Source organism: Acidocella sp. (assembly GCF_050253495.1).
Taxonomy (GTDB): domain Bacteria; phylum Pseudomonadota; class Alphaproteobacteria; order Acetobacterales; family Acetobacteraceae; genus Acidocella.
In genome coordinates this window covers 24,129-46,272 of the sequence record NZ_JBFWIX010000006.1, presented here as the reverse complement: position 1 = coordinate 46,272, position 22,144 = coordinate 24,129, and the positions used below count along the sequence as shown (strand labels likewise).

General features: G+C 61.2%; 14 protein-coding genes. 12 read left to right on the top strand and 2 right to left on the bottom strand.

The window, feature by feature from the left end:
* The 6 genes from AB7D48_RS06585 to AB7D48_RS06560 form a co-directional block, all read left to right on the top strand.
* Nucleotides 1–3,851, top strand: a 3,851-nt coding sequence (locus AB7D48_RS06585; RefSeq protein WP_427976766.1) for a beta strand repeat-containing protein, incomplete at its 5' end; no start/stop codon positions are given.
* Between the two features lie 12 nt (nucleotides 3,852–3,863).
* Nucleotides 3,864–6,920, top strand: coding sequence for a CHAT domain-containing protein (locus AB7D48_RS06580; protein WP_427976764.1), 3,057 nt, complete (start codon nucleotides 3,864–3,866; stop codon nucleotides 6,918–6,920).
* A gap of 16 nt (nucleotides 6,921–6,936) precedes the next feature.
* The gene (locus AB7D48_RS06575) at nucleotides 6,937–8,769 is read left to right on the top strand and encodes a protein kinase domain-containing protein (RefSeq protein WP_427976762.1); all 1,833 of its coding nucleotides are present in this window, start codon (nucleotides 6,937–6,939) and stop codon (nucleotides 8,767–8,769) included.
* A gap of 146 nt (nucleotides 8,770–8,915) precedes the next feature.
* A complete protein-coding gene (locus AB7D48_RS06570) occupies nucleotides 8,916–9,947 on the top strand; it encodes a LacI family DNA-binding transcriptional regulator (protein ID WP_427976759.1) in 1,032 nt (343 codons plus the stop codon).
* 108 nt (nucleotides 9,948–10,055) lie between these two features.
* Entirely contained in the window at nucleotides 10,056–11,039 is a 984-nt protein-coding gene (locus AB7D48_RS06565; protein ID WP_427976756.1) for a 3-hydroxyacyl-CoA dehydrogenase, read from the top strand.
* Nucleotides 11,040–11,051: 12 nt separating this feature from the next.
* Complete coding sequence (locus tag AB7D48_RS06560) at nucleotides 11,052–11,816, top strand: SDR family NAD(P)-dependent oxidoreductase (protein WP_427976754.1); 765 nt, start codon at nucleotides 11,052–11,054, stop codon at nucleotides 11,814–11,816.
* Nucleotides 11,817–11,873: 57 nt separating this feature from the next.
* On the opposite strand, the gene AB7D48_RS06555 is transcribed toward AB7D48_RS06560, so the two are convergent.
* Complete coding sequence (locus tag AB7D48_RS06555; protein ID WP_427976752.1) at nucleotides 11,874–13,160, bottom strand: MFS transporter; 1,287 nt, start codon at nucleotides 13,158–13,160, stop codon at nucleotides 11,874–11,876.
* 71 nt (nucleotides 13,161–13,231) lie between these two features.
* Nucleotides 13,232–14,542 (bottom strand): histidinol dehydrogenase, encoded by a 1,311-nt coding sequence (gene hisD / locus AB7D48_RS06550; protein WP_427976749.1) that lies wholly within the window; start codon nucleotides 14,540–14,542, stop codon nucleotides 13,232–13,234.
* A gap of 378 nt (nucleotides 14,543–14,920) precedes the next feature.
* Here hisD and AB7D48_RS06545 point away from each other — a divergent pair, with 378 nt between their 5' ends.
* From AB7D48_RS06545 to tssL, 6 genes are all read left to right on the top strand, one after another.
* Complete coding sequence (locus tag AB7D48_RS06545) at nucleotides 14,921–16,858, top strand: type VI secretion system Vgr family protein (protein WP_427976746.1); 1,938 nt, start codon at nucleotides 14,921–14,923, stop codon at nucleotides 16,856–16,858.
* A gap of 19 nt (nucleotides 16,859–16,877) precedes the next feature.
* Nucleotides 16,878–17,471 carry a DUF6931 family protein gene (locus AB7D48_RS06540; RefSeq protein WP_427976744.1) on the top strand — a complete coding sequence of 198 codons (594 nt, stop codon included), beginning with the start codon at nucleotides 16,878–16,880 and terminating at the stop codon, nucleotides 17,469–17,471.
* Nucleotides 17,468–18,892: a type VI secretion system-associated FHA domain protein TagH gene (gene tagH, locus AB7D48_RS06535; RefSeq protein WP_427976742.1), complete on the top strand. Its 1,425-nt coding sequence runs from the start codon at nucleotides 17,468–17,470 to the stop codon at nucleotides 18,890–18,892. The genes AB7D48_RS06540 and tagH overlap by 4 nt, the downstream gene beginning before the upstream one ends.
* On the top strand, nucleotides 18,889–19,335 hold the full coding sequence (gene tssJ, locus AB7D48_RS06530; protein ID WP_427976739.1) for a type VI secretion system lipoprotein TssJ: 447 nt from the start codon (nucleotides 18,889–18,891) through the stop codon (nucleotides 19,333–19,335). Before tagH ends, tssJ begins: the two co-directional genes overlap by 4 nt.
* A 75-nt stretch (nucleotides 19,336–19,410) precedes the next feature.
* On the top strand, nucleotides 19,411–20,742 hold the full coding sequence (gene tssK / locus AB7D48_RS06525) for a type VI secretion system baseplate subunit TssK (RefSeq protein WP_427976737.1): 1,332 nt from the start codon (nucleotides 19,411–19,413) through the stop codon (nucleotides 20,740–20,742).
* A 27-nt stretch (nucleotides 20,743–20,769) separates the two neighbouring features.
* Nucleotides 20,770–22,143, top strand: a complete 1,374-nt coding sequence (tssL, locus tag AB7D48_RS06520; RefSeq protein WP_427976735.1) for a type VI secretion system protein TssL, long form — start codon at nucleotides 20,770–20,772, stop codon at nucleotides 22,141–22,143.
* Nucleotide 22,144: the final 1 nt, after the last annotated feature.

Sequence of the window (22,144 nt, the reverse complement as noted above, 5' to 3'; positions counted from 1 at the left end):
CCCTGAACGGCACCGCCAACACCATCGCAACGCTGGATGCCAGCGGCGCCGAGGGCGTGTTCGCCCTGACAGACGCAACCGCCCTCACCCAGACCGGGACCCTCGGCGGCACCGGCGTCACGCTGAGCGCCGACGGCCTGGACCTGGACGGGGTCGTCACCGCCAGCAACCAGCTCGACCTCGCCAGCACCGCCGCCCTCACCCAGGCCGGGACCCTCGGCGGCGGCACCGTCAACCTCTCCGGCACCGGCCTGGCGCTGGACGGTGTCGTCGACGCCGCCTGGCTAAGCCTGGACGCCGGGAGCGGAGCCCTCACGCAAGGCGCCAGCGGCGCGATCAACGCCTCCACCCTGACCGCCAACGGCGGCGAGGTGACCCTGAACGGCACCGCCAACACCATCGCAACGCTCGGCGATCTGGATGCCTCTCAGGATTTATTAATCTCGAATCGTGGAACGATGACGCTGGACGGGGCGGTGAGTGCCGGCACCAGCCTGGCGCTGATAACGGACGGGCTGGTGGAAGGCCATGGCAGCCTGACAGCAGACACCATCGCGCTGGCTCCCTATAGCGGCGGTGTCATCGATTTGGGCGGCAGCTCCGTGACCGGGCTGCAACTGTCGCAAGCCTTACTCAATGCACTGGACAGCACGGCGACGGTGATCCTGGGCACGGCGGCTAACGTCTCGGCTCATTCCATCCTCTCGGAAGGCAACGTCTCTTTCGCGAATCAACTGACATATCTGTACAGCACGGGCGGCATTACCCAGAACGGCACGCTCACGGGGACCATCTTAAACATTGAAGGTCGCAGCATCGCGCTGGATGGTCAGCTGAGCGCCAACACTCTGCATTTGAACGCCAGCGGGACCATCACCCAGGCCAATACCGGAATAATGGATGTTTCCACCCTCACCGGTTCCGGCGACAGCATCCTGCTTACGGGCAACACCAACAGCATCGCCACGCTTGACGGGCTGACGGCGAACGGCGCGATCGACGTGCAAGACGGGACAGCCCTGCGCGTGGCAGGCACGATCAGCGCCGCAAGCAGCCTGGATCTGACCGCCCCCAGCCTGACTCTGGCCAGTACGCTGACCAGCCCGCTAATGGACCTGACGGCGGACAGCATCGTCGACGCCGGTGGAGCAATCGACGCGGGGACGGGAACCGTACGCATTGCGCCACGCACCGCGACCCTCACGGTGGATCTGGGCGGCAACGCGACCGGGCTGGATCTTTCCGGCACATTGCTGAAAACGATCACCGCGGGAACGCTGGATGTTTCGACCGCCGGCAGCATTATCGCCGATGGATCCGCGAGCGTCTCGGCACAACTTCTCTCTCTTGCCGGCGCAGGCATCACTTTCGCGGGCACGCTGGCCGCGCCGGACACATTGGCATTGACCAGCAGCAAGGGGGTAACCTCGACCTCGGCCGCCCATCTCAGCGCCGGCCTGTTACGGGCGGGAGGAGCGATCAGCGGCGACGTCAATCTCAGCCAAGGACAAAACAATATCGCCACGCTGGGCAGCTTCGCGTTGGAGACCGGCAACTTCAGCCTCGTGGATGCCGAAGCGCTAACGCTCACCGGGCCGGTTTCAACCGGCGACGCGGATGGACGGCAAAGCGTGGACATTTCCGGTACCAGCCTGACCCTGGCGGGGACTATCACGACGGGAACATTGGCGCTGACCGCCAGCCAGGGCGTGAACGAGACTGGCGAACTGAATGCCGATGTGCTGACCGGCAGCGTGGCCGACAATGCGATTCTGGATGGGGCCGACAACCAGATCGGCACGTTGTCAAATTTCACCGCTGGGTACATGTTGCGGCTGACGGACATGTCGTATCTGACCCAGGCGGGCAGCCTCTCCGCCACCAATGCCACGTTGAACACAAACGGGCTGGCATTCACCGGCAACGTGACCATACCTGGCACGCTGGCACTGGCGAGCACCCGCAATGTCACGCAAAATGGCGGCAGCGTGAGTGCCGGAATGCTGACAAGCACCGGCACCGTGCAGGGCGATCTCCTCATGACTCAGGCGGGGAACCTACTGTCCTCCGTGCATGACTTGTCGGCGACGGGGGAGATCGCGCTGACAAGCGGGGCCATGCTGGAACAAACCGGTACCCTCTCGGCCAACATGGCAACATTGACGGCCCCAAGCCTGGCGCTGGATGGCACGCTCACCACCACGGACATGCTGCAACTGGATGGCGGCAATATCCGTGAAGGAGGCAATGCCGCGATCGACACGTCTCTGCTGACAACAGGAACCGGCAGCCTGTCCGGCAACGCCGTGCTGAATAACGGCGCCAACCGCATCGATAACCTCGGGTCATTCACCGCTGGCGGCGGGTTGACCCTGGCGGATGGCGAAGCGCTCTCCATCAATGGACCGGTCTCCCTGGGGGGCACGCTGGCCCTCTGGGATGCCGGCGGCATCGACCAGACGGGCGGGCGTATCAACGCGGCTGCCTTGACCAGCGATGGCGGCACCATCAGCGGCAATGTTTCACTCGGACAAACCGGCAACAACATTCCGGTACTCGGCGCCTTTGCCGCCACCGGCGATGTGCTATTGCGCACCGGTGGTGGGCTGAGCCTGAATGGCGACCTCTTCTCCGGCAGCACGCTCAGCCTGTATAGCGGCGGGACAATCGCACAAAACAGCAACGGGCTGGTGACAGCTCAACGTTTCAATGCCAGCGCCAATGCCATCGATCTGACCAGCACCGAGATCGGATTACTGGGCGATGTGACGACAAGCGGGGATGTGAACATCGCCAATGCCGGCGGGCTGGCGGGGACGCTGGCCGCGCGCGACGCGACGCTGGGGGCAAACGGCGATTTCACTTCCAGTGGCACCGCGCGCCTGAGCGACGGGCTAACCCTGACCTCAGGCGGCCCCATGACGCAGACCGGCGGACGCATTAGCGCCGCCACGGCGACGATCACCGCGCCTTCCATCACCCTTTCAGGCGCCACGGATATAAGCGGAGTGCTGGCGCTCCGAGCGAGTGGGAATATCACCCATGAATCCGGCAACTTGTCCGCAGGCACGCTGACCGGCACAGCCGGACAGCTCGCGGATTTCACCGGGACGAGCGATATTGCCACGCTGGGCAGCTTTCTGATGCAGGATAGCAGCTTTCTGCTGAATGACGGCGAGGCGCTGACGCTGATCGGCCCGCTGGTGGCGAATGTGGTGAGCATCACCGCCACGGGCGCGCTCTATCTGGATGGCAACACAAATGGCGGACTCTTCCTAAGCGGCGACACCGTCAGCAGCACCGCCACCAAGCCGCGCGCCGGCGTGGATTCCATCCTGGAGGTGACCGGCGACAATCCCTCGATCGTGCAAACCGGCACGTTCAATATTGATTCTGGACCGCAACTGGCCTCTTACCTCGGCACGGCCAGCCCGCTCGCAACGCTGTTCCTGAGCCTAGCCAATAGCGGCACAATCGACCTGGCGACCGCGCCAGGAATTCTGGAGGCACCCAGTACCGATCTGGTGCTGGCCAGCGGCACGGCGGGGAAGATCACCGGCAATGTGAATGTCCTGCATCTGGAAGTGCTCAATGCCTATAGCGTGAACATGACCGGCTCCATCGCCAACACCACCGGTCCCACGGCGGCGGGAAACGGCTCGGCTTTTCCGTTTCCGCAGCCGGATTACCGCTTCAATACCTGCCCCATCGGTTCGGTAAACTGCATCATCCTGCCAATCGCCAATCTGCCACAAGGCAGTCCGCTGGAGAGTTTCGACCTCTCGCCCAGCAAACGAAAGAAGCTGAACAAGAATGTGATTCAACCCGGCGTGGCGGCTCGGGATTTTTAAAAGAGGCAGGTTATGAGGAGTACACGTTTCATCCACGCGCCTGCCGTCTTGGCATTGCTGCTGACCATGGCCGGTTGCGCCAAACCGCCCGCCAGCGCCTATGACCAAACCGGGCCCCTTAACGGCGCCGGCCTACCGGTGGGGCAGAACAGCGCCGCAGAGACCTGCACGTTGCAACAGATCGGCGATGGACGGGCGGATATTTATTGCGGCGGTTGGAACCAGCCGAGCGCCCATGTGCAGAAAGGCGGGACGGGCGACGAAGCGGCATTGGCAACGCTGGCCACCAGCAGCCCGTGGCGCGCGGGGCTGGATTCCGGCAATGTCTGCGAGGCGCCGCACCCGGCCAAGATTTTGGACGACATGCCCGCAGAGATTCTGCCCTGCACCCAGCGCTTTGGCGGATGGCCCTATGTGGCGCTGGTAGCGGAGGTCAACGGCCATATCTATTATGCCGATGGCGTGCAGCCAGCCTTGCCGGTGATGCAGCGCGCGATCGGTGTGATCAGCGGCGAAATTCCCGCCGCCGCGGCCGGACAGGCGGATGTGGCCGCCTCCGACCAGTTGCTCGCCCAACGTTTAGCCGCTCATGCATTCAGCTCCGGCGATGTGGGACAATATGACGCGCTGATGGCGTTGGGCGCACAAGCCAACCAAGCCGAGAATTTTCCGGCGGCGGTCATCGCCTACCGCGCCGCACTGGCCTTGCAGCAAAAAAAACTGGGGGCGGACAATCCTGGCACGGTGGGGCCGATGCTGGCGCTGGGACTCAATCTTTCCAACCAGGGGCTCTATACGCAGGCCCAGGCGCAATTCTCGGCGGCCGCCAAGCTGGCGCCTCATGCCAGCAACCCCACCATCCCGGCCACATTGCTCTATGATGAGGCACTAAACGCGCTGAATCAGGGGCAAAACCAACAAGCCCTGACGCTATTGCGGCAATCCCGGCAGCTTTACACCGCGCTGGTGCCACCGGAATTGCTGCGCGCGCAACCGCTGGCCGCGCAGAATAACGCGTTATTCTCGATCAGCACCCCCACTGGGGCGGACACATTGCTTGCCGCGCAGGTAACGCTGAACAGCCCGGTGACACAGGCGGCCCTGCTCGGCGTGATCGAGACTTGGCGCTACCAAGCTCTCGTGCTGAGTGAACTGGGTGAAAAACCCGGCAGCGATATTGCCATTGCCAATGCCAAGCGCATCGCCAGCGCCAATGGACTGGAACCACCCTCGCTGGATGCACGGCTGGACCGCACCCGCGCGGTGCTGGCCACCGCCAATGGGCAACCTCTGGCGGCGGCGGCGGAGCTGGCCAACGCCACGGCGGCCTTCAATGACGCCCTGCCGGGCACGCGCCCCGTGGCGCAGACCTATCTGCTGCGCGGGGCGGCGCTAGCCCAGGGCGGGGACAACCAGAAGGCGCTTGCAGCCTGCCGCAAGGGCATGGCGTTGCTGCGCACGTTGCGACTGGGCAGCACGGCTTCATTGATCGGCCCGTGCCTGGATGTGTATGCGAACATGGCCATGGCGAACCCAGCCAAGGCGGAAGCCTTGCATGCCGAAATGTTCGAGGCCGCCGAGTTAACCCAAGGCAGCGTCACGGCGCGGGAAATTGCCCAGGCTGCGGCCCGGCTGTCCTCCAGCACCACGGACCCGCAAGTGGCGGCGGCGATCCGCGCGCAACAGGATGCGCAGCGTCAGCTGGAGCGTTTGTACCAGCAACGCGACCAGGTGGCGCGCGGGGCCAACAACAATGCCGCGCTGAGCAGGCTGGACCGGCAAATTGCCGCCGCCAACGACACCCTGCAACAGGCCGGGCTGGCCGAGCAGGCCGCCGCCCCAAATTATGGGCAGCTGGTGCAACAGGTGGTGCCAGCCGCCACAGTGCTGAAATTGCTGCACCCTGATGAAGCCTTTTTGGGAATTACACTGACGCCTACCCACAGCTGGCTGTTCTTTCTGCACAATAAGCGGGTGGATGTGGCACAAGCGGATGTGAGCGAGGCCGGGATGGCAAAACTGGTGCGGCAGGTCCGTGCCAGCATAGAACCCAACGCCAACGGCCTGCCAAAGTTCGACATGACAGGGGCCGCGACAATCTATGCCGATACGCTGGGGCCCTTCGCGGCGCAGATGGGTCATGTGCACAGCTTGGTCATCGCTCCCTCCGGCGCGCTGCTCGCATTGCCCTTCGCGCTGCTGCCCACCGGCCCGGCCAACGCGGACAAGCTGGCCCACGTGCCTTGGTTGATCCGACAGGCGGCTCTGGCCTATGTTCCGGCGGCGGCGAATTTCGTTTCCCTACGGCGGGCGCAAGGCACCTCGGCGGCAAAACAGCCTTGGTTCGGTTTTGGCGATTTCCAGCCGGTCACCCTGGCCCAGGCGCAGGCAACCTATAACACCGCGACCTGCCATGACAGTGCCGCCGAGTTCGCCGGGCTGCCGCAACTGCCATACGCGCGGCTGGAATTGCAGGCCGCCGCCGCGACATTCCATGCCGGGCCCCAGGACGAGCTGCTGGGAGCGGCTTTCACCGTGCCGGATGTGGAAAAAGCCGATCTGAAGAATTTTCAGATCCTGCATTTCGCCACCCATGCGCTGCTGCCCACCGACCTGCCATGCCAAACGGAACCTGCAATTGTAACCTCCGCCCCGACGGGGGCAAAATCCGCCAATAACGCGCTGCTGAGCACCAGCGACGTGATGGGGCTGAAGCTGGATGCGAATCTGGTGGTGCTCTCGGCTTGCAACACGGGCGGCGGCGAGGAAGGGGGCGAGGCGCTCTCCGGACTAGCGCGCAGCTTCTTCTATGCCGGGGCACGGGCCATGATGGTGACGCAATGGTCGGTGAATGATCAGGTTTCGGCCTATCTGGTGGCGGATACGCTGTCGCGTCTGCATGCGGGCCATTCCGGCGGGCCGGCGGGTAGCCTGCGGGCGACACAGCTGGCGCTGATCGACGGGGCGGGCAAGGGCTTTCCGGCACAGATAGCGGATCCATTTTACTGGGCGGCGTTCACCGTGATCGGCGATGGCGGGGTGGAAGCTCTTTCCGGCGAGGGTAAGTGACGTCTATAAACCAACCATGACCGAAATGTTGGGCAAATACGAACTGCGCCAGGTGCTGGGCAAAGGCGCCATGGGCACCGTATATGAAGGCTACGACCCCATCATCGCCCGGCGGGTGGCGATCAAAACCGTGAAGCTGCCTAACCAGGAGGATGAAGAGGCGCAGGAGGAGCTGGCCCGCTTCAAGCGTGAGGCGCAGGCGGCGGGGCGGCTCAGCCATCCTAATATTGTCGGCGTGTTCGATTATGGCGAAACGCCCGAACTAGCTTATATCGTCATGGAGTTCGTCGACGGCATGACGCTGAAGCATGTGCTGGATAAGGGCGAACGCTTCAAGATCCCCGAGATTGTCTGGATCATGGAAGGGCTGATGACCGGCCTGCAATTCAGCCACGGACGCGGGGTGGTGCACCGGGACATCAAGCCCGCCAACGTCATGCTCACCAAGGCGGGCGAAGTGAAGATCGCCGATTTCGGCATCGCGCGGATCGAAAGCAGTTCAATGACCCAGGCGGGCACGATGCTGGGCACGCCTTCCTACATGTCTCCCGAACAATTCATGGGGCAGACGGTGGATGCGCGCACGGATCTCTATTCCGCTGGGGTGCTGCTGTATCAATTGCTGACCGGGGAAAAACCCTTCGATGGCGGACTGACGGCGATCATGCACAAGGTGCTGCATACAGAGCCGCCAGCGCCTTCCGCCCTGTCCGTCACCGTGACGCCGGCCTTGGATGCCGTGGTGAAAAAGGCAATGGCCAAGCGGCCAGACGATCGTTTTTCTTCCGCCACGGCATTTGCCAAGGCGCTGCGCGAGGCCTATGAGGCAAAGCCTGCTCCTGAGCAAAACTTTAGTCTGGGCGCGGACGATTTCGAGGATGGAGAGGCTACGATGGTGGCGCCGCGCCATCCGGCCAAAGCTGCCGCCGCGCCGCCCACGCCAACACCGCCCCCCATCCCCGCGCCCGCAACGAAGACAGGCTCCAAGACAGCGCTGCTGGGCGGAGGCGCGATCCTGCTGCTGGCGGTGCTGGGAGGGGGGGCGTATTTCCTGCTCCATGGCGCGCACAAACAGGTGGCCCAGGTCAACGCGGCGCCAACCCAACCCACAAAAACGCAAACGCCCGCAACCCAACCCGCGCCACAGCCCATGACGCCCGCCCAGCGCCAAGCCGCATTCGTGGCGACGCTCGACTCTCTGCCCTGCACATTGCTGGGCGCCAATTTCCAGAACGGAATCCCCACCCTGACCGGCCTAGCCGGGGCGGGCGCACCGCAAGCCGCGCTGACGGCGGCGATAGAAACCCTGCCCAATGGGCAAACGCTTTCCAACCAGATCCAGACCGTGGATGGCCCTTATTGCGCGGTTCTGGACACCATCCGCCCGTATCATTCCCTGTTCGCCGGGGCGATCAATGCCGGGTTGAAACTATCCTTGGCGGGTGGAAAAACCAAGCTATACAATGGCGATTTGATCACCATTGATCAAACCATGCCAAAATTCAGCGGTTACCTGGAAACGGATTATTTCTCCAGCGACGGCTCTGTGCTGCATCTCTATCCCACCGCCACCGATGCGATGCAGAGTTTTGCCGCCAAAGCCACCAAAACCCTTGGCAACCCGGCGAATGGCGGCGCCAGTTGGCAGGTGAGCGCGCCATTCGGGACGGATATGATCATCTCCATCGCCTCTTCTGTACCGCTATTCACCACGCTGCGCCCGCAGGACGAAACCGCGAGCGCCTATTTATCCGCATTACGCCAGGCACTGCAAAACGCGGCCTCCAACGGGGCAAAGATCGCCGTGGCGGCAATTCCGGTGATAACGCTGCCAAAGAATGGAAGCTAGGCTGAAGAAGCGACCGAAGGACCGTCCTTGCTCCGCCGCGGCCATAAAATAAAGAGCGCATGTCTGGACAACAGATCGACAGCCACTGGTCGTCAAAGCTATAATACCCTGTGATGCGAAAGCCCCCCAAACCACCGGCCCCAGCAATGGAGCGTAAACGCCCCACGGCCTACGATGTCGCCAGACTTGCCGGTGTGTCGCAGTCCATGGTCTCGCGCGCCTTTACCGACGGCGCCAGCATCTCTGCGCAAGCCAAGGAGCGGGTGCTGGCCGTCGCCAAAAGCCTTAGCTACCGGCCGAACATGATCGCGCGCTCATTGATCACGCAGCGTTCACGGCTGATCGGGGTGGCGATGTCATATATGGAAAACCAGTTTTATCCGACTGTGCTGGAAGAACTTTCCCGGGAGTTCGCCGTCCATGGCTATCGGGTTCTGCTGTTCACACCCGGCGCGGATGGCAATCCTGACCCTCTGCTCGATGAAATCCTGCGTTTTCAAGTTGCCGCCGTGGTACTGGCCTCCGTCCGCATGACCTCCCATTTCGCGGAGGAATGCGCACAGGTGAATGTGCCGGTATTGTTGTTTAACCGGCGCACCAGCAATCAGGCCGTCTCCAGCGTGACAGGGCAAAATATCGTAGGTGGGCGGACTATTGGTTCGTTCCTGCTCGCGGGTGGACATGAGCGCTTTGCCTTTGTCGCCGGACTGGAGGATTCTTCGACAAGCCAGGAACGCGAAGAAGGATTTGGCGCGGCGCTGCAAGCGGCCGGGAAAAAGACTTATCGGCGTGAAGTGGGATATTACGATTTCAGCGCGGCGCAAACCGCCGCGCGCAGGCTGTTTTCCAGCCGGGAACGCCCAGATGCCGTATTCTGCGCCAATGACCATACCGCCATCGCGGTCATGGGGGTTGCGCAATCCGAATTCGGGCTCCGGGTTGGCGAGGAGGTTTCGATTGTCGGGTTTGACGATGTGGCCCTGGCCGCTTGGCCGAGCTTTCAACTGACCACCTATTCTCAACCCGTTCAAACAATGAGCCAGCGCACTGTTCAACTCGTTCAGGCATTCGTGGAAGGGCGCTTGACCACACCGGTCCATGACATTGTGGCGGGGGAACTCATGATCCGCCGCTCCGCCCGCCGCCCAGGAAACGATTGGAAACCACCGGCCGCGTAATCTTTGCCAGCTTATTGCATTCGTATTCAACAAAGCTTAGCATTTCCCCGTGAAGGCCAGCCGGGCAGATAAAATGGCTGAGCCATTGATAACCACCAAGGGAATGGGATGAACGCATCAGCCACGGGCGACGACAAGGTCGCCATTGTTGGAACAGGGCTTGTAGGCAGCGGCTGGGCAATTGTGTTCGCACGCGCCGGGTATAAGGTCGCATTGTACGATACGGCACCGGGCAACGCGGACAAATCCTTAGCCTGGATTGCCGAACGTTTGCGGGATCTGGAAGCGGCTGGGTTGATCGAGGCGCCTGATGCCATTCAAGCCAGGCTTTCCATTGCCCCCAGCTTGAGTGACGCCTTAAACGACGCTCTTTATGTACAGGAAAGCGTGCTGGAGCGTGTTGAGGTGAAAACCACGCTCATGAGTGAGATCGACAAGGTAATCGGTCCGCGGACATTGGTCGGCAGTTCTTCCTCCGGGCTCGGCGCTTCGCTTTATACCGAACATGTCACCTGCCGGGAGCGCTGTTTAGTGGCGCATCCACTCAACCCGCCTTATCTGGCCCCGATCGTCGAACTGGTCCCCGCGCCTTGGACAACACAGGAAACAATGCAGGCGGTGCGCGCATTGATGCTGCGTGTCGGTCAGAGCCCCGTTGAAATGACGCGCGAGATCGAGGGATTTATTCTCAACCGGTTACAGGGCGTATTGCTGATGGAAGCCTGGCGTCTGGTCGAGGCTGGATTGGCCACGGCCCAGGATGTCGACAAGACCATCTCGGAAGGGCTGGGGTTGCGGTGGGCTTTCATGGGGCCATTCGAGACCATAGACCTCAACGCCTCCGGCGGCGTTGCGGATTATGCCAGAAGGCTGGGGGGATTATATCACAACATCGCCAGCGCCACCAAGGAACACCGGCCTTGGGACGAAACACTGATCGCTAAGGTGGAGGCGCAAAGGCGCACCGTGCTGCCCGCCGATCAACTCGCCGCGCGAGCCGCTTGGCGAGACCGTAGGCTGATGGCGCTGGCCAAGCACAAACGCGACATGGATCTCGCCGAAAAAGAATGCTCCAATTCCAATATTAAATAGGATACATAGACGATGGCATTACCGCGCACCCCCTCGTTCCGGCTGGACGGCAAACGGGCTCTGATAACAGGTGCCGGACGGGGCATTGGCTTGGCGGCGGCGGCGGCGCTGGCACAGCAAGGCGCGCATGTGGTGCTGGCCGCGCGCAGCCTGAATGAAATCACTGAAGCCGCCACCATGATTCGAGCCGAGGGCGGCAGCGCGGAAACGTTACAGATGGACATCGCGGATATTGACTCCACGCGCGATATGCTGGCGACCACCGAAGCGTTCGACATCCTGGTGAATAATGCCGGCACCAACCGGCCAGCGCCCTTCCATGAAGTGCAGGAGAAAGATTTTGACGCGGTGATGGGGCTGAATGTCCGGGCGGCCTTTTTCGTGGCCCAGCAGATGGCCAAACAACTCATCGCCCAGGGAAGGCCAGGCTCGATTATTCACATGTCATCGCAAATGGGTCATGTCGGCGGGGCGCAACGTTCGGTCTATTGCGCGTCCAAACACGCGATCGAAGGATTGACCAAGGCGATGGCGATCGACCTTGCGCCATACAAGATTCGTGTCAACAGTATCTGTCCCACCTTCATCGAAACGCCAATGACCAAACCGTTTTTCGAATCGCCTGAGTTTCTGCAAAATGTTCTTGGCAAGATCAAACTTGGCCGGGTCGGCCAGGTGGAGGATCTAATGGGCGCGGTTGTGCTACTCGCCGGCGAGGCGGCGGCTCTGATGACCGGCTCGTCGATGGTCATCGATGGCGGATGGACAGCGGACTGAGCTGCCACATGCCACGACATGAAAAAAAGGGGAGCCTTTGGGCTCCCCTTTATCAGTTCAAACGGTCTTCATAAAATTCTCGAGCACCACCCGATCCTTCCGCACCCGGTAGAGCACCAGGAAAAGCAGACCGCAGACCAAGGTGATCACGGCGGAAACAATAATCGCCGGCGTGAAGGAGTCGAATTTCTGCAGGATGATGCCCATGAGCAGGGGCGAGAGAATACCGCCGATATTGCCGATGAAATTCACGAAACCGCTGGCAAAACCAGCACCTCTCGGCCCGGCGATTTCCGCCGGCGTGGACCATAACGGCCCCAGGATGGACATCACAAAGGCATATCCGAAAGACATTGCCGTGACTGAAGCATAAAGATTGGCGGTGTAGGCCGCGATGAACAGAGAAAGAGTGCCGAGCAACAATCCACCGAAAATCACGATCCGCCGCGCCATGGTCGAATCCAAGCCTGAATCCGTCATTGCCCGCACCAGCCGTCCGGAACCAAGCACCGCGATGATACCGAAAATATAAGGCTCCATGGCCCACCCGCCCATTTGCTTAAGCGACATATGATAGCGCTCGGTCAAGTAGGTTGGATACCAAGTCAGGAACATGAAATTAATGAAGTCGAGCCCAAAATTGGCGATGCTGACAGCCCATATGGAAGAGCGGCCAAGCAGCACGGACGCAAACCCCCTTGGCGTGCGACTGGTGGGTTCAACGAACTTGTCCTGCTGGATCCAGGCCAGTTCCTCAGCAGACACGCGCTTATCCTCGGCTGGATCATCCTTGGTATAAATATAGAAGATGGTACCAAGGATCCCTGCGATGAAACCCGTAATGATAAAGGCAACACGCCAACCGGAATAGGCGATGATGGCGGCAACAATGGGCGGCGCCACCGCGGCGCCCGCCACCAGGCCAAGATTCTGCAAGGCCATGGCTTGCGAATATTCAACACGCGGAAACCAGCGGGCAAGCAGCACGGACGCAGCCGGCCAGGTAATCGCCTCGGCCAGGCCGAACGGAATGCGAAACAACACCCAAGCCCCGAAAGAAGCGGCACTGGTGGACCCCACCAGCAACAGACACCAGACCCACAGGCCAAAGAAATAGGTCCGTCTTGGCTTCAGTCGGCCAGCGAACAGGCCGGCGGGGATCTGCGCGATCGCATAGGCCCAGGAAAAAGCACTGAAGATGATGCCGAGCTGAGTTGGGGTAAGGTGTAACTCCGCCTGGATATTCGGCGCCGCGACAGAGAGATTTGTACGATCAAGGTAGCTGACCGTCGCGATCAGGAAGACCAGGAACATGACCTTCCAACGGACTCTCGTCATTTGCATGGCGTTTCTCCTTATTTTTTAACTTGGACGAAGGATAAGCAAGAGGGGCATGGCGCCCCTCTCAAATATCGTCAGGATTCAACGATACCCGCGTAGGCTACATTGCGACCGCCATAGCGGCGCACACGGATATTTGCTTGCTCCCCATGCCCGGCAAACCCTTCCAGCGCGCAGAGCCGGGAGCAATAGCTTCCGATCATCGCCGAAGCCTCGTCGGTAAGGACACGCTGATAGGTGCAAGTCTTCAGGAATTTTCCAACCCAGAGGCCGCCAGTATAACGAGCCGCCTTCTTGGTCGGCAGAGTGTGATTGGTGCCGATCGCCTTGTCGCCAAAGGCGACATTGGTACGCGGCCCGAGGAACAGCGCGCCGTAATTCTGCATATGCGTGAGGAAATAATCAGGGTCGCGGGTCATGACCTGCACATGTTCGGAAGCAATGAAATCCGCGATCCTCACCATCTCCTCATTGCTGTCGGTCACGCACACCGCGCCATGCCGCTCCCACGCCTGACGGGCAATGGCGGCGGTCGGCAGGATCTCCAGCAGCCGTTCGATCTCACGCATGGTGTCGCGCGCCAGCGCCTCGGATGTGGTGAGCAGGATTGCGGGCGAATCCGGGCCATGCTCGGCCTGCCCCAGCAGATCGGTGGCGCAGAGTTCGCCATCGACACTATCGTCGGCGATCACCAGGGTCTCGGTCGGGCCGGCAAAGAGGTCAATGCCCACCCGCCCAAAGAGCTGGCGCTTCGCCTCCGCCACAAAGGCGTTGCCAGGACCAACCAGCATGTCCACCGGGGCTATGCTCTGCGTCCCCAGCGCCATCGCCCCCACGGCCTGCACGCCACCCAGGCAGTAGATTTCATCCGCCCCGGCCAAATGCTGCGCGGCGACGATGGCAGGAGCCGGTTTGCCCTTGAAAGGGGGCGCGCAGGTGATCACCCTCGGCACACCGGCAACCTTGGCGGTGATAACCGACATATGGGCCGAAGCCAGTAACGGGTATTTTCCGCCGGGCACATAGCAACCAGCGGCACTCACCGGCAGATTTTTGTGACCAAGCACCACGCCAGGCAATGTTTCAACCTCTATGTCCTTGAGCGCGGCGCGCTGGTGAGTAGCGAAATTGCGAACCTGCTCCTGCGCGAAGGCAATATCCGCCAGGTCGCGTTTGGTGAGCTGGGATAGGCAGGCCTCGATCTCCTGCTCCGAAAGACGGAAATCATCCCGCTCCACCTTGTCGAATTTCACCATCAATTCGCGCACGGCGGCGTCGCCACGAGCGGCGATATCAGCAAGAATGGCCTCAACGATGTCACGAACCTGCTGGTCGGCCACCTCGTTCTGCTTCTGGTCAACGCCGCGTTTCAACCAGTTTTCCATCTTTTACCTCTTGGACAAATTTTGAATACGAATGCATTGTTGCATTCGTATTCATCATACCTATGTCCACAAGTCAACCAATATGGTTGGACCGACCCAGGAAAAAGCTTCTCAGCCCCGCGCCTGACAATACCGGCGCTAGACAGCGCAAAGCTTTACAGTCGCGATGGGATCTGGCCCACCGCCAGTGTCCGGTGGGCGAAAGCAATAGGGGCGCCGGATAGGCCGCGCCTTAAGCCCGGACCTCTGTTCCGGTGTTTGTACCACCCGCACGTTACGGCATTAACGTTGAACTTCGTCTCGCCGAACCTTGCGTGGTCATTCTGGTTGGGACATGTTAACGCCATTTCAGGAAACGTGGAATCGGATGGATAGGCCATGAGTGGCGAGCTGGATATATTAACGATCACGACTCCGCTGCCTGAGACAAGCTTCGGAATCGCCGCCATGAACGGCACGGAGCAGATAAGCCGCCCGTTCCAATATAATATCCAGCTTCATTCCGGGACAGCATTGCTCGACCCGAACAGCCTGCTCGACAAAGCCATTACCGTTACGATCTGTTCGCCCGAGGAAGGGGAGACCAAGCGTTATGTCTCGGGCATAGTTAACGCCGTTAGGCAACTGCCGTCGCAATCGACCATGCTTTGGCATTATGAAATCAGCCTGGTCCCCAAGCTCTGGTTTCTGAAACAGACTCAGGATTGCCGATTCTACCAGAAGCAAAGCGCACTCCAGATCATCAAGACGATTCTGGAAAAATTCAATGTCACCTTCAGCGACAAGACCTCGGGCTCCTTCCCCGCGCGCGATTATGTTGTGCAATTCAATGAATCCTATCTGCATTTCATCCAGCGCCTGATGGAGGATGCGGGTATTTTCTATTTTTTTACCCATGCCGAAGGTACGCATACGATGGTGTTGGCCAATACCAACACCGCCTTCCAGGACATCACGCAGCCACAAATTTACCTGGACGAAACCAACTCCGGCTTCGGCGTTTTGAATAGCTGGCACCGGACGGACCGGACCGCCTTAGGCAGTGTACGAACAGACGACTACAACCCCGCGACGGACCAACTTCAGCCGGGCGCTGTTTCCGGTACGGAAACAACGGTACTGAAAGCTTCCGCGGCATCCCAGCGTACCCACTATGCCTGGCCCGCCGTGCGCGATGCCACCGGCAACGCCAAAACGCTGGCGACCACCCATATGTTGGCGGCAGAAGTGGCGGCGGAACTTTATACCGGCTCCGGCCAGATAGCGGATTTCGTCGCGGGCGGTAAATTCATGCTGATGAACGATCCCACCACCGGATCGGGCATGGAGTATGTCATTCAGTCCCTATCCTATCATATTACCAATTCACGGGCCGGCAGCAGCCATGGGCACCGTGCCGCCATCGCCTCCGGCATCGTCGCTTTTCCCTCCAAAACCACCTATCAGGAAGAGCCCTTCTTCCTGCCCCCGGTGATGGCGGGCATGTACAGCGCTATCGTCATCGGACCGGATGGCGAGGAAATCTACACGGACGATCTCGGCCGCATCCAAGTGAAATTCCCCTTCGATCATGAGGGCGACATCACCACGGACAAAACACTCTGGGTACGCGTCATGCAGGGCTGGTCGGGGAATAATTGGGGCACGCAATATATTCCGCGTATCGGCATGGAGGTTGTGGTTGCCTTCCTGGAAGCGGACGTAAACCGACCGGTGGTGGTGGGCTGCCTGTTCAACGGCAACAACAAGCCTGTTTTCGCCGCCGATGAAAAGAACAAGAGCGGGTTGCGCACACGCTCCACCATGCAAGGCGGCACCGCGAATTTCAGCGAATTCTCGATAGACGACACCAAGGGTAGCGAAGCCGTCTATCTACATGCGGAAAAAGACCTGAACATAGAGGTCGAGAATAACCGCAATGTCACCGTCACCAAGGACGAAACGGTACAGATAGACGGCAAAAAAACCGACACGGTGAAACAGGATTACGCCACCACCGTATCGGAAGGCAACAAAACCACCACGGTCAGCCAGGGCAATGAATCCCTGGATGTCACGGAAGGCACCATCACCCATACCGCCGGGCAGTCCATCACACTGAAGGTCGGCGGCAATTCGATCAAGATCGACACCTCTTCCATCACCCTCACGGTGGGAGAAAGCACGGTGAAACTCACCGCGTCGGAGGTGGATGTGACCAGCATGCAGGTGAATGTCACCGGTCAGACGCAAACAGCCGTGAAGGGCGCTATTGTTCAGGTCACCGGCGATGGCATGCTGGAACTGAAGGGCGCCATGACCATGATCAATTCGTGAACCAGGGAAGGGAAGCGGGATGAGTACCGTGACTCAGAACAAATTATCTGGTGCCTCCCTGCCCCTGGTCTTGAAGCATGCCGCCATGCAGGAGCCCGCGCTGGAGAAGATCGCCGGGCTGGACAGCGTGCAAGCGGTGGTCGCCGCCCTGGCCCAGGCCGGTTTCGGCATCGAGGCAACGCGCGTGCTGGCCCACGCCTTACCCAAGCGTGAGGCCGTGTGGTGGGCATGCATGTGCGCCGCCCACACCGCCCCCCCAAATCTGCCGGACATAGACCGCAAAGTGCGTGAACTGGCCGAAACATGGGTTCGCCAACAAAGCATGGAGGCCGCCCGCGCCGCAATGGATGAAGCCAAACGGACCGGCTTCCAGAGTCCCGAGGCCTGGACGGGCGTCGGTGCGTTCTGGAGCGGTGAGTCCCTGGCTCCCATGGACGTCCCCGCCATAACACCGCCGGCGCATCTCACCGGCGTGGCCGTGGCGGGTGCCGTCGCGCTGGCCTCTGTCCGCGCCGATACGTCGCGCCAGCCTCAACGCTTGGCCATGTTCCTGCAATCCGCCCAGGATATTGCCGGCGGCGGCCCTGGGCGCCTGCTACCGGAGGCCTCATGACCCTTACCCTGACAGTCCTGCGCTGCCCGGATGCGGTTCCGCCGGAAACCAGGCGAATGTCCGGGGGTGAACTGCGCATTGGGCGCGGACCGGACAATGATTGGATCATGCCCGATCCGGAAAGACTCCTCTCCAAGCGTCATTGCGTGATCGCTTTCCGTAATGGCGGATGGGCCATCGCGGATATCAGTACCAATGGCACTTATCTGAACCACGATCCGGACCCAGTCGGCAACGGCCAAATCCGCACATTGCACGATGGAGACAGAATCTGCTTCGGTGCCTATGAGATTGAGGCACGGATCGAGGATGGACGGAATTTCGGTACATCCAGCTTGGATAAGGGCCTTTCGCCCTTCGACGACCCGTTCGGCGACGATGTGTTCAAGCCCAAGCCGCCTCCTTCATCCAGCGGCTTCATCAACGCCGCCTTTGGACCTGACGATCCGCTCTTTGGCGACCCGGCCCGGCCGCCCTCACCGACATTGCCTGAGCTGTTCGACCCGCTCGCCGAACCGGAAGGCGCCCCCCTGGGCGGGCCGACCCAGCCAGACCACAGCCCTTCCTTCAGCGACGCCTTCCGCCCCCCCGCCTCCCGGCAAATCTTGCCTGAGGATGACGCCTGGGATCTTTCGCCGCTGCCTGGCCAGCACACACCCGAACCTTCCGCCCCACCGCCGGCGCCCACGCCGGCCCCGTCATCCCCTTTCGACGAACCGGCCGCGGCATCTCCCCTTTTGCCCGCGGCCCCTTTGCCGCCGCGCCCCACGCCAGAAGCAGCCCCCCCTTTTACCGAAGCCGCCAACCGGCCGCCCGCACCGAAAGGGGACGATGTCTTGCTGGCCGCTTTCCTAAAAGGTGCCGGGTTGGATGCCGCCATGCCCGCCAATCCAGAGGCCTTGATGACAGCCTTGGGCAGCACATTCCGCGTGCTGGTCTCTGGCATCCGCCAGGCACTTATCGCGCGCGCCACGATCAAAGGCGAATTCCGTATCGAACAGACCATGATCCGCGCCCGTGGCAACAACCCGCTGAAATTCTCCGCCGATGACGACGATGCGTTGACCGCGCTGCTCGGCCTGGGCCGACGGGTGGATATGGGACCGGACACGGCGGTGAGCGACGCGCTACGCGACATGCGCCTGCACGAGTTGGCCACCATGGCGGCCATGCAGGATGCGGTACGCACATTGCTTGCGCAGCTCGCCCCCGCAAAACTGCAAATGGATGGCGGCATGACCCTGCTCCCCGCGCAAAAAAAGGCCCGCGCCTTCGAAGCCTACGAGAAACTCCACGCAACCATTACCCGTGCGTTGACTGACGATTTCGACAGCGTGTTCGGAAAATCCTTTGCCCGTGCCTATGAAACCGCCTTGCGCGACATCAGCGCCCGTGAAACCGGCTTTGGGGAGATGTCATGAAACGATCTGCTTTGTTCGCCGCCTGTCTGGTCTTGGCCGGGTGTGCCTCAACACCGTCCCCGCCCGTGCTCACGCTGAATATCGTGGGCAGCGCTGGACAAAACCCCAACCCTGGCGGCCAAGGCACCTCCGTGGCGGTGCGGATCTATCAACTCGCCGCCACCGGCCAGTTCCAGGCGGCGGATGTGTACACGCTCATCGGCAAGGAAAATTCCACTCTAGGCACGGAAGAGCTGGGTAGCTCCGCGCAATATATCATTTCACCCAGCCAAACGCAGACGGAAACACTCAATCTCACCCCCGGTGCCAGCAGCGTGGGGGTGGCGGTGTTGTTCCGTGACATCAACCACTCGACATGGAAACTCATGGCACCCGTCGCCGCCCACGGACCAACCAAACTGACGCTGCACATAAACGGGCTGATCGCAACTCTTGGCCGTTGATACACAAACCGCGATAATGACCCGGCACATCCGGGAACGGAGCTTGGGAGATTTGAAGATTATGCGAGCCTTGCCATGAGCTGGACCAACCGTGTCATCTGGCAGGAAGGCATGTTCCTGCGCTCTCAGCATTTTCAGCAACAGGATCGCTGGCTTGAAGCTTGTCTGCGCGGGCGTCTGGCGGGGGTGCGCTCCCATGGCTGGGGTCTCACGCAGATGACGCTCGATCGTGATTTGCTCGGCACTGGACGCTTCGCGGTCTCCACCGCCTCGGGCGTATTCGAGGATGGCACCCCCTTCGCCTTGCCCGGTGAAACAGAACACCCCGCCCCGTTCGAAGTGCCTGAGAATACGCGCGGTGTGCTGATCCATCTGGCCTTGCCGGTCCAGCAGGCTGGCGCGGTGGAAATCGCCGCCGCCGATGGCAGCGCCGAAGGCCGTTACAAGGCGCAGAGCTTCGAGGCCTACGACACGCATTCCGCATCCCCCCAGTCCGCCGAACTGCTGATCGGCAGGCTGAAGCTGCGCTATCTGCTCGATACCGACGACCGCGCGGGTTATCTTTGCATTCCCGTTGCCCGCATCATGGAAGTTTCATCCGACAAACGGGTGACGCTGGATGAGAACTGGCTGCCCCCGGCACTAATGTGCCATGCCGTATCCGCCTTGGCCGGGCTGGTGACGGAATTCGCGGGCATGATCAACCAGCGTGGCGAGGCGCTGGCGGCACGGGTGAACGCACCCGGCGCGCGTGGCGTGGCGGAAGTGGCGGATTTCATGTTGCTCCAGGCTCTCAACCGGTGGCAGGCCTTACTGCAACATTGGGCGGACGCGGCCAATATCCACCCCGAAACGCTCTACACCGCCTATGTGCAGATGGCCGCCGAATTCGCAACCTTCACGGACCAGCAGCGCCGCCCCAACAAATATCCCGGCTACCGGCATGAGGATCTGCAACGTAGTTTCGCACCGGTCATCGCGGATTTGCGCCGCTCGCTCTCCTCGGTCATTGAAACCAACGCGGTGGCGATCCCGTTGCAGGAGCGCCGGCACGGCGTGCATGTCGGCCCCATCAACGACCGCAATATTCTCCGCGCCACGAATTTCGTGCTTTCCGTGCAGGCGGATGTGCCGACGGAAACGATGCGCCGCCTCTTCCCCGCCCAGGTGAAAATTGGCGCGGTGGAACATATTCGCGAACTGGTCAATGTGGCACTGCCCGGCATCGCCGTGCGGCCCTTGCCGGTGGCGCCACGGCAAATCCCGTTCTATGCGGGCGGATCCTATTTTGAGTTGGATCGCAACAGCCCGCATTGGCAGCAAATGCAGACCTCAGGCGGTTTCGCGATCCATGTTTCTGGAGAGTTTCCAGGCCTGCGCATGGAGTTGTGGGCCATCAAGGGGTAATCGCGGACAGCGATAGGGAGAGAGCTTATGAGCGACAATCCGTTCTCCGAACCGGACGATTCGGACCGCACCGTCATCCGGCCGATCCCAGGGGGCAAACGCCCGGCGGCACCTCCACCTTCTCCATTCAACGGCCCCACGGGCAATATGCCACCGCAAGGCCCGGCAAACCATGGCGCCGCCTTGCCCACCGACGCACCGGAAACGATCTTCATGGGCGGCTCGCCGCTCATTGCCGCCGCCGGGCCGCTACTGCAATTGCTGGCCCGCCTGCGCAACACACTACAAGCACCTGATTCCGGAGATCTGCGCGAATGCGCGGTCCGTGAAATTCGCCGTTTCGAGGAAACCGCCCGCGCGCGCAATATCCCCATGGAACAATTGCGCCCCGCCCATTATGCCCTCTGCGCCAGCCTGGACGACGTGGTGCTGGCCACGCCCTGGGGCAGCCAGGGGGTTTGGGCGCAACGCTCACTGGTTTCCACGTTCCATCAGGAGGTACGCTCCGGTGAGCGTTTTTTCGACGTGATGGCGAAAATCCGCCAAAACCCGGGAAATTTTATGCCGGTTTTGGAGTTGATGTATTTCTGCCTGTCGCTCGGCTATATGGGCCGCTACCGGCTCTCCCCACAGGGCCCTGCGGAAATGGACCGGTTGCGCGAGGAAACCTACGCAGTGTTGCGGCGCCAGCCCCCCTCCGGCGACCCGGCGCTCTCCCCGCATTGGCAAGGCGTGGATGCCCCTTATAAACCACGCCGCTTTGGCGTACCGGTCTGGGTGACGGGCATTGTGGCACTTGGCGTGCTGGGACTGGTTTATGCCGGATGCCTGTTCTCGCTCTCCGGCAAATCGGACAGCGCCTTTCAGGCGCTGGTTACCGCCCCGCTGGCTAATATGCCGCAGATCGTGCGTGCCCAACCCGTGGCGGCACCAGCCGAGCCACAGCCAGCCGGCCCCACCATTCTGGACCGCCTTTCCGGCTTCCTGCAACCGGAGATCACGGCGGGCAAGGTGAGTGTGCTCGGCACCACACACCAACCCATCATTCGCATCAATAATCAGGGGCTGTTCGGCTCTGGCAGCGCCACCGTGGAAAGTGCCGACATACCGTTACTGCAGAAAATCGGCCAGGCGCTGGCGAAGGAAACCGGCAACATCGTGGTAACGGGCTATACTGACAGCCAGCCCATCCATACATTGCAGTTCCCATCCAATTTCGTGTTGTCTCAGTCCCGCGCCCAGGCGGCGGCGGCAATTCTGGACCAAACGATCGGAGATGAGAGCCGCATCACCTCGAAAGGCATGGGCGATGCCGACCCCGTGGCCAGCAACGCCACCGCCGCCGGGCGCGCGCAGAATCGCCGCATCGAAATCGTGTTGAACCATCCTTCGGGAACCTGAG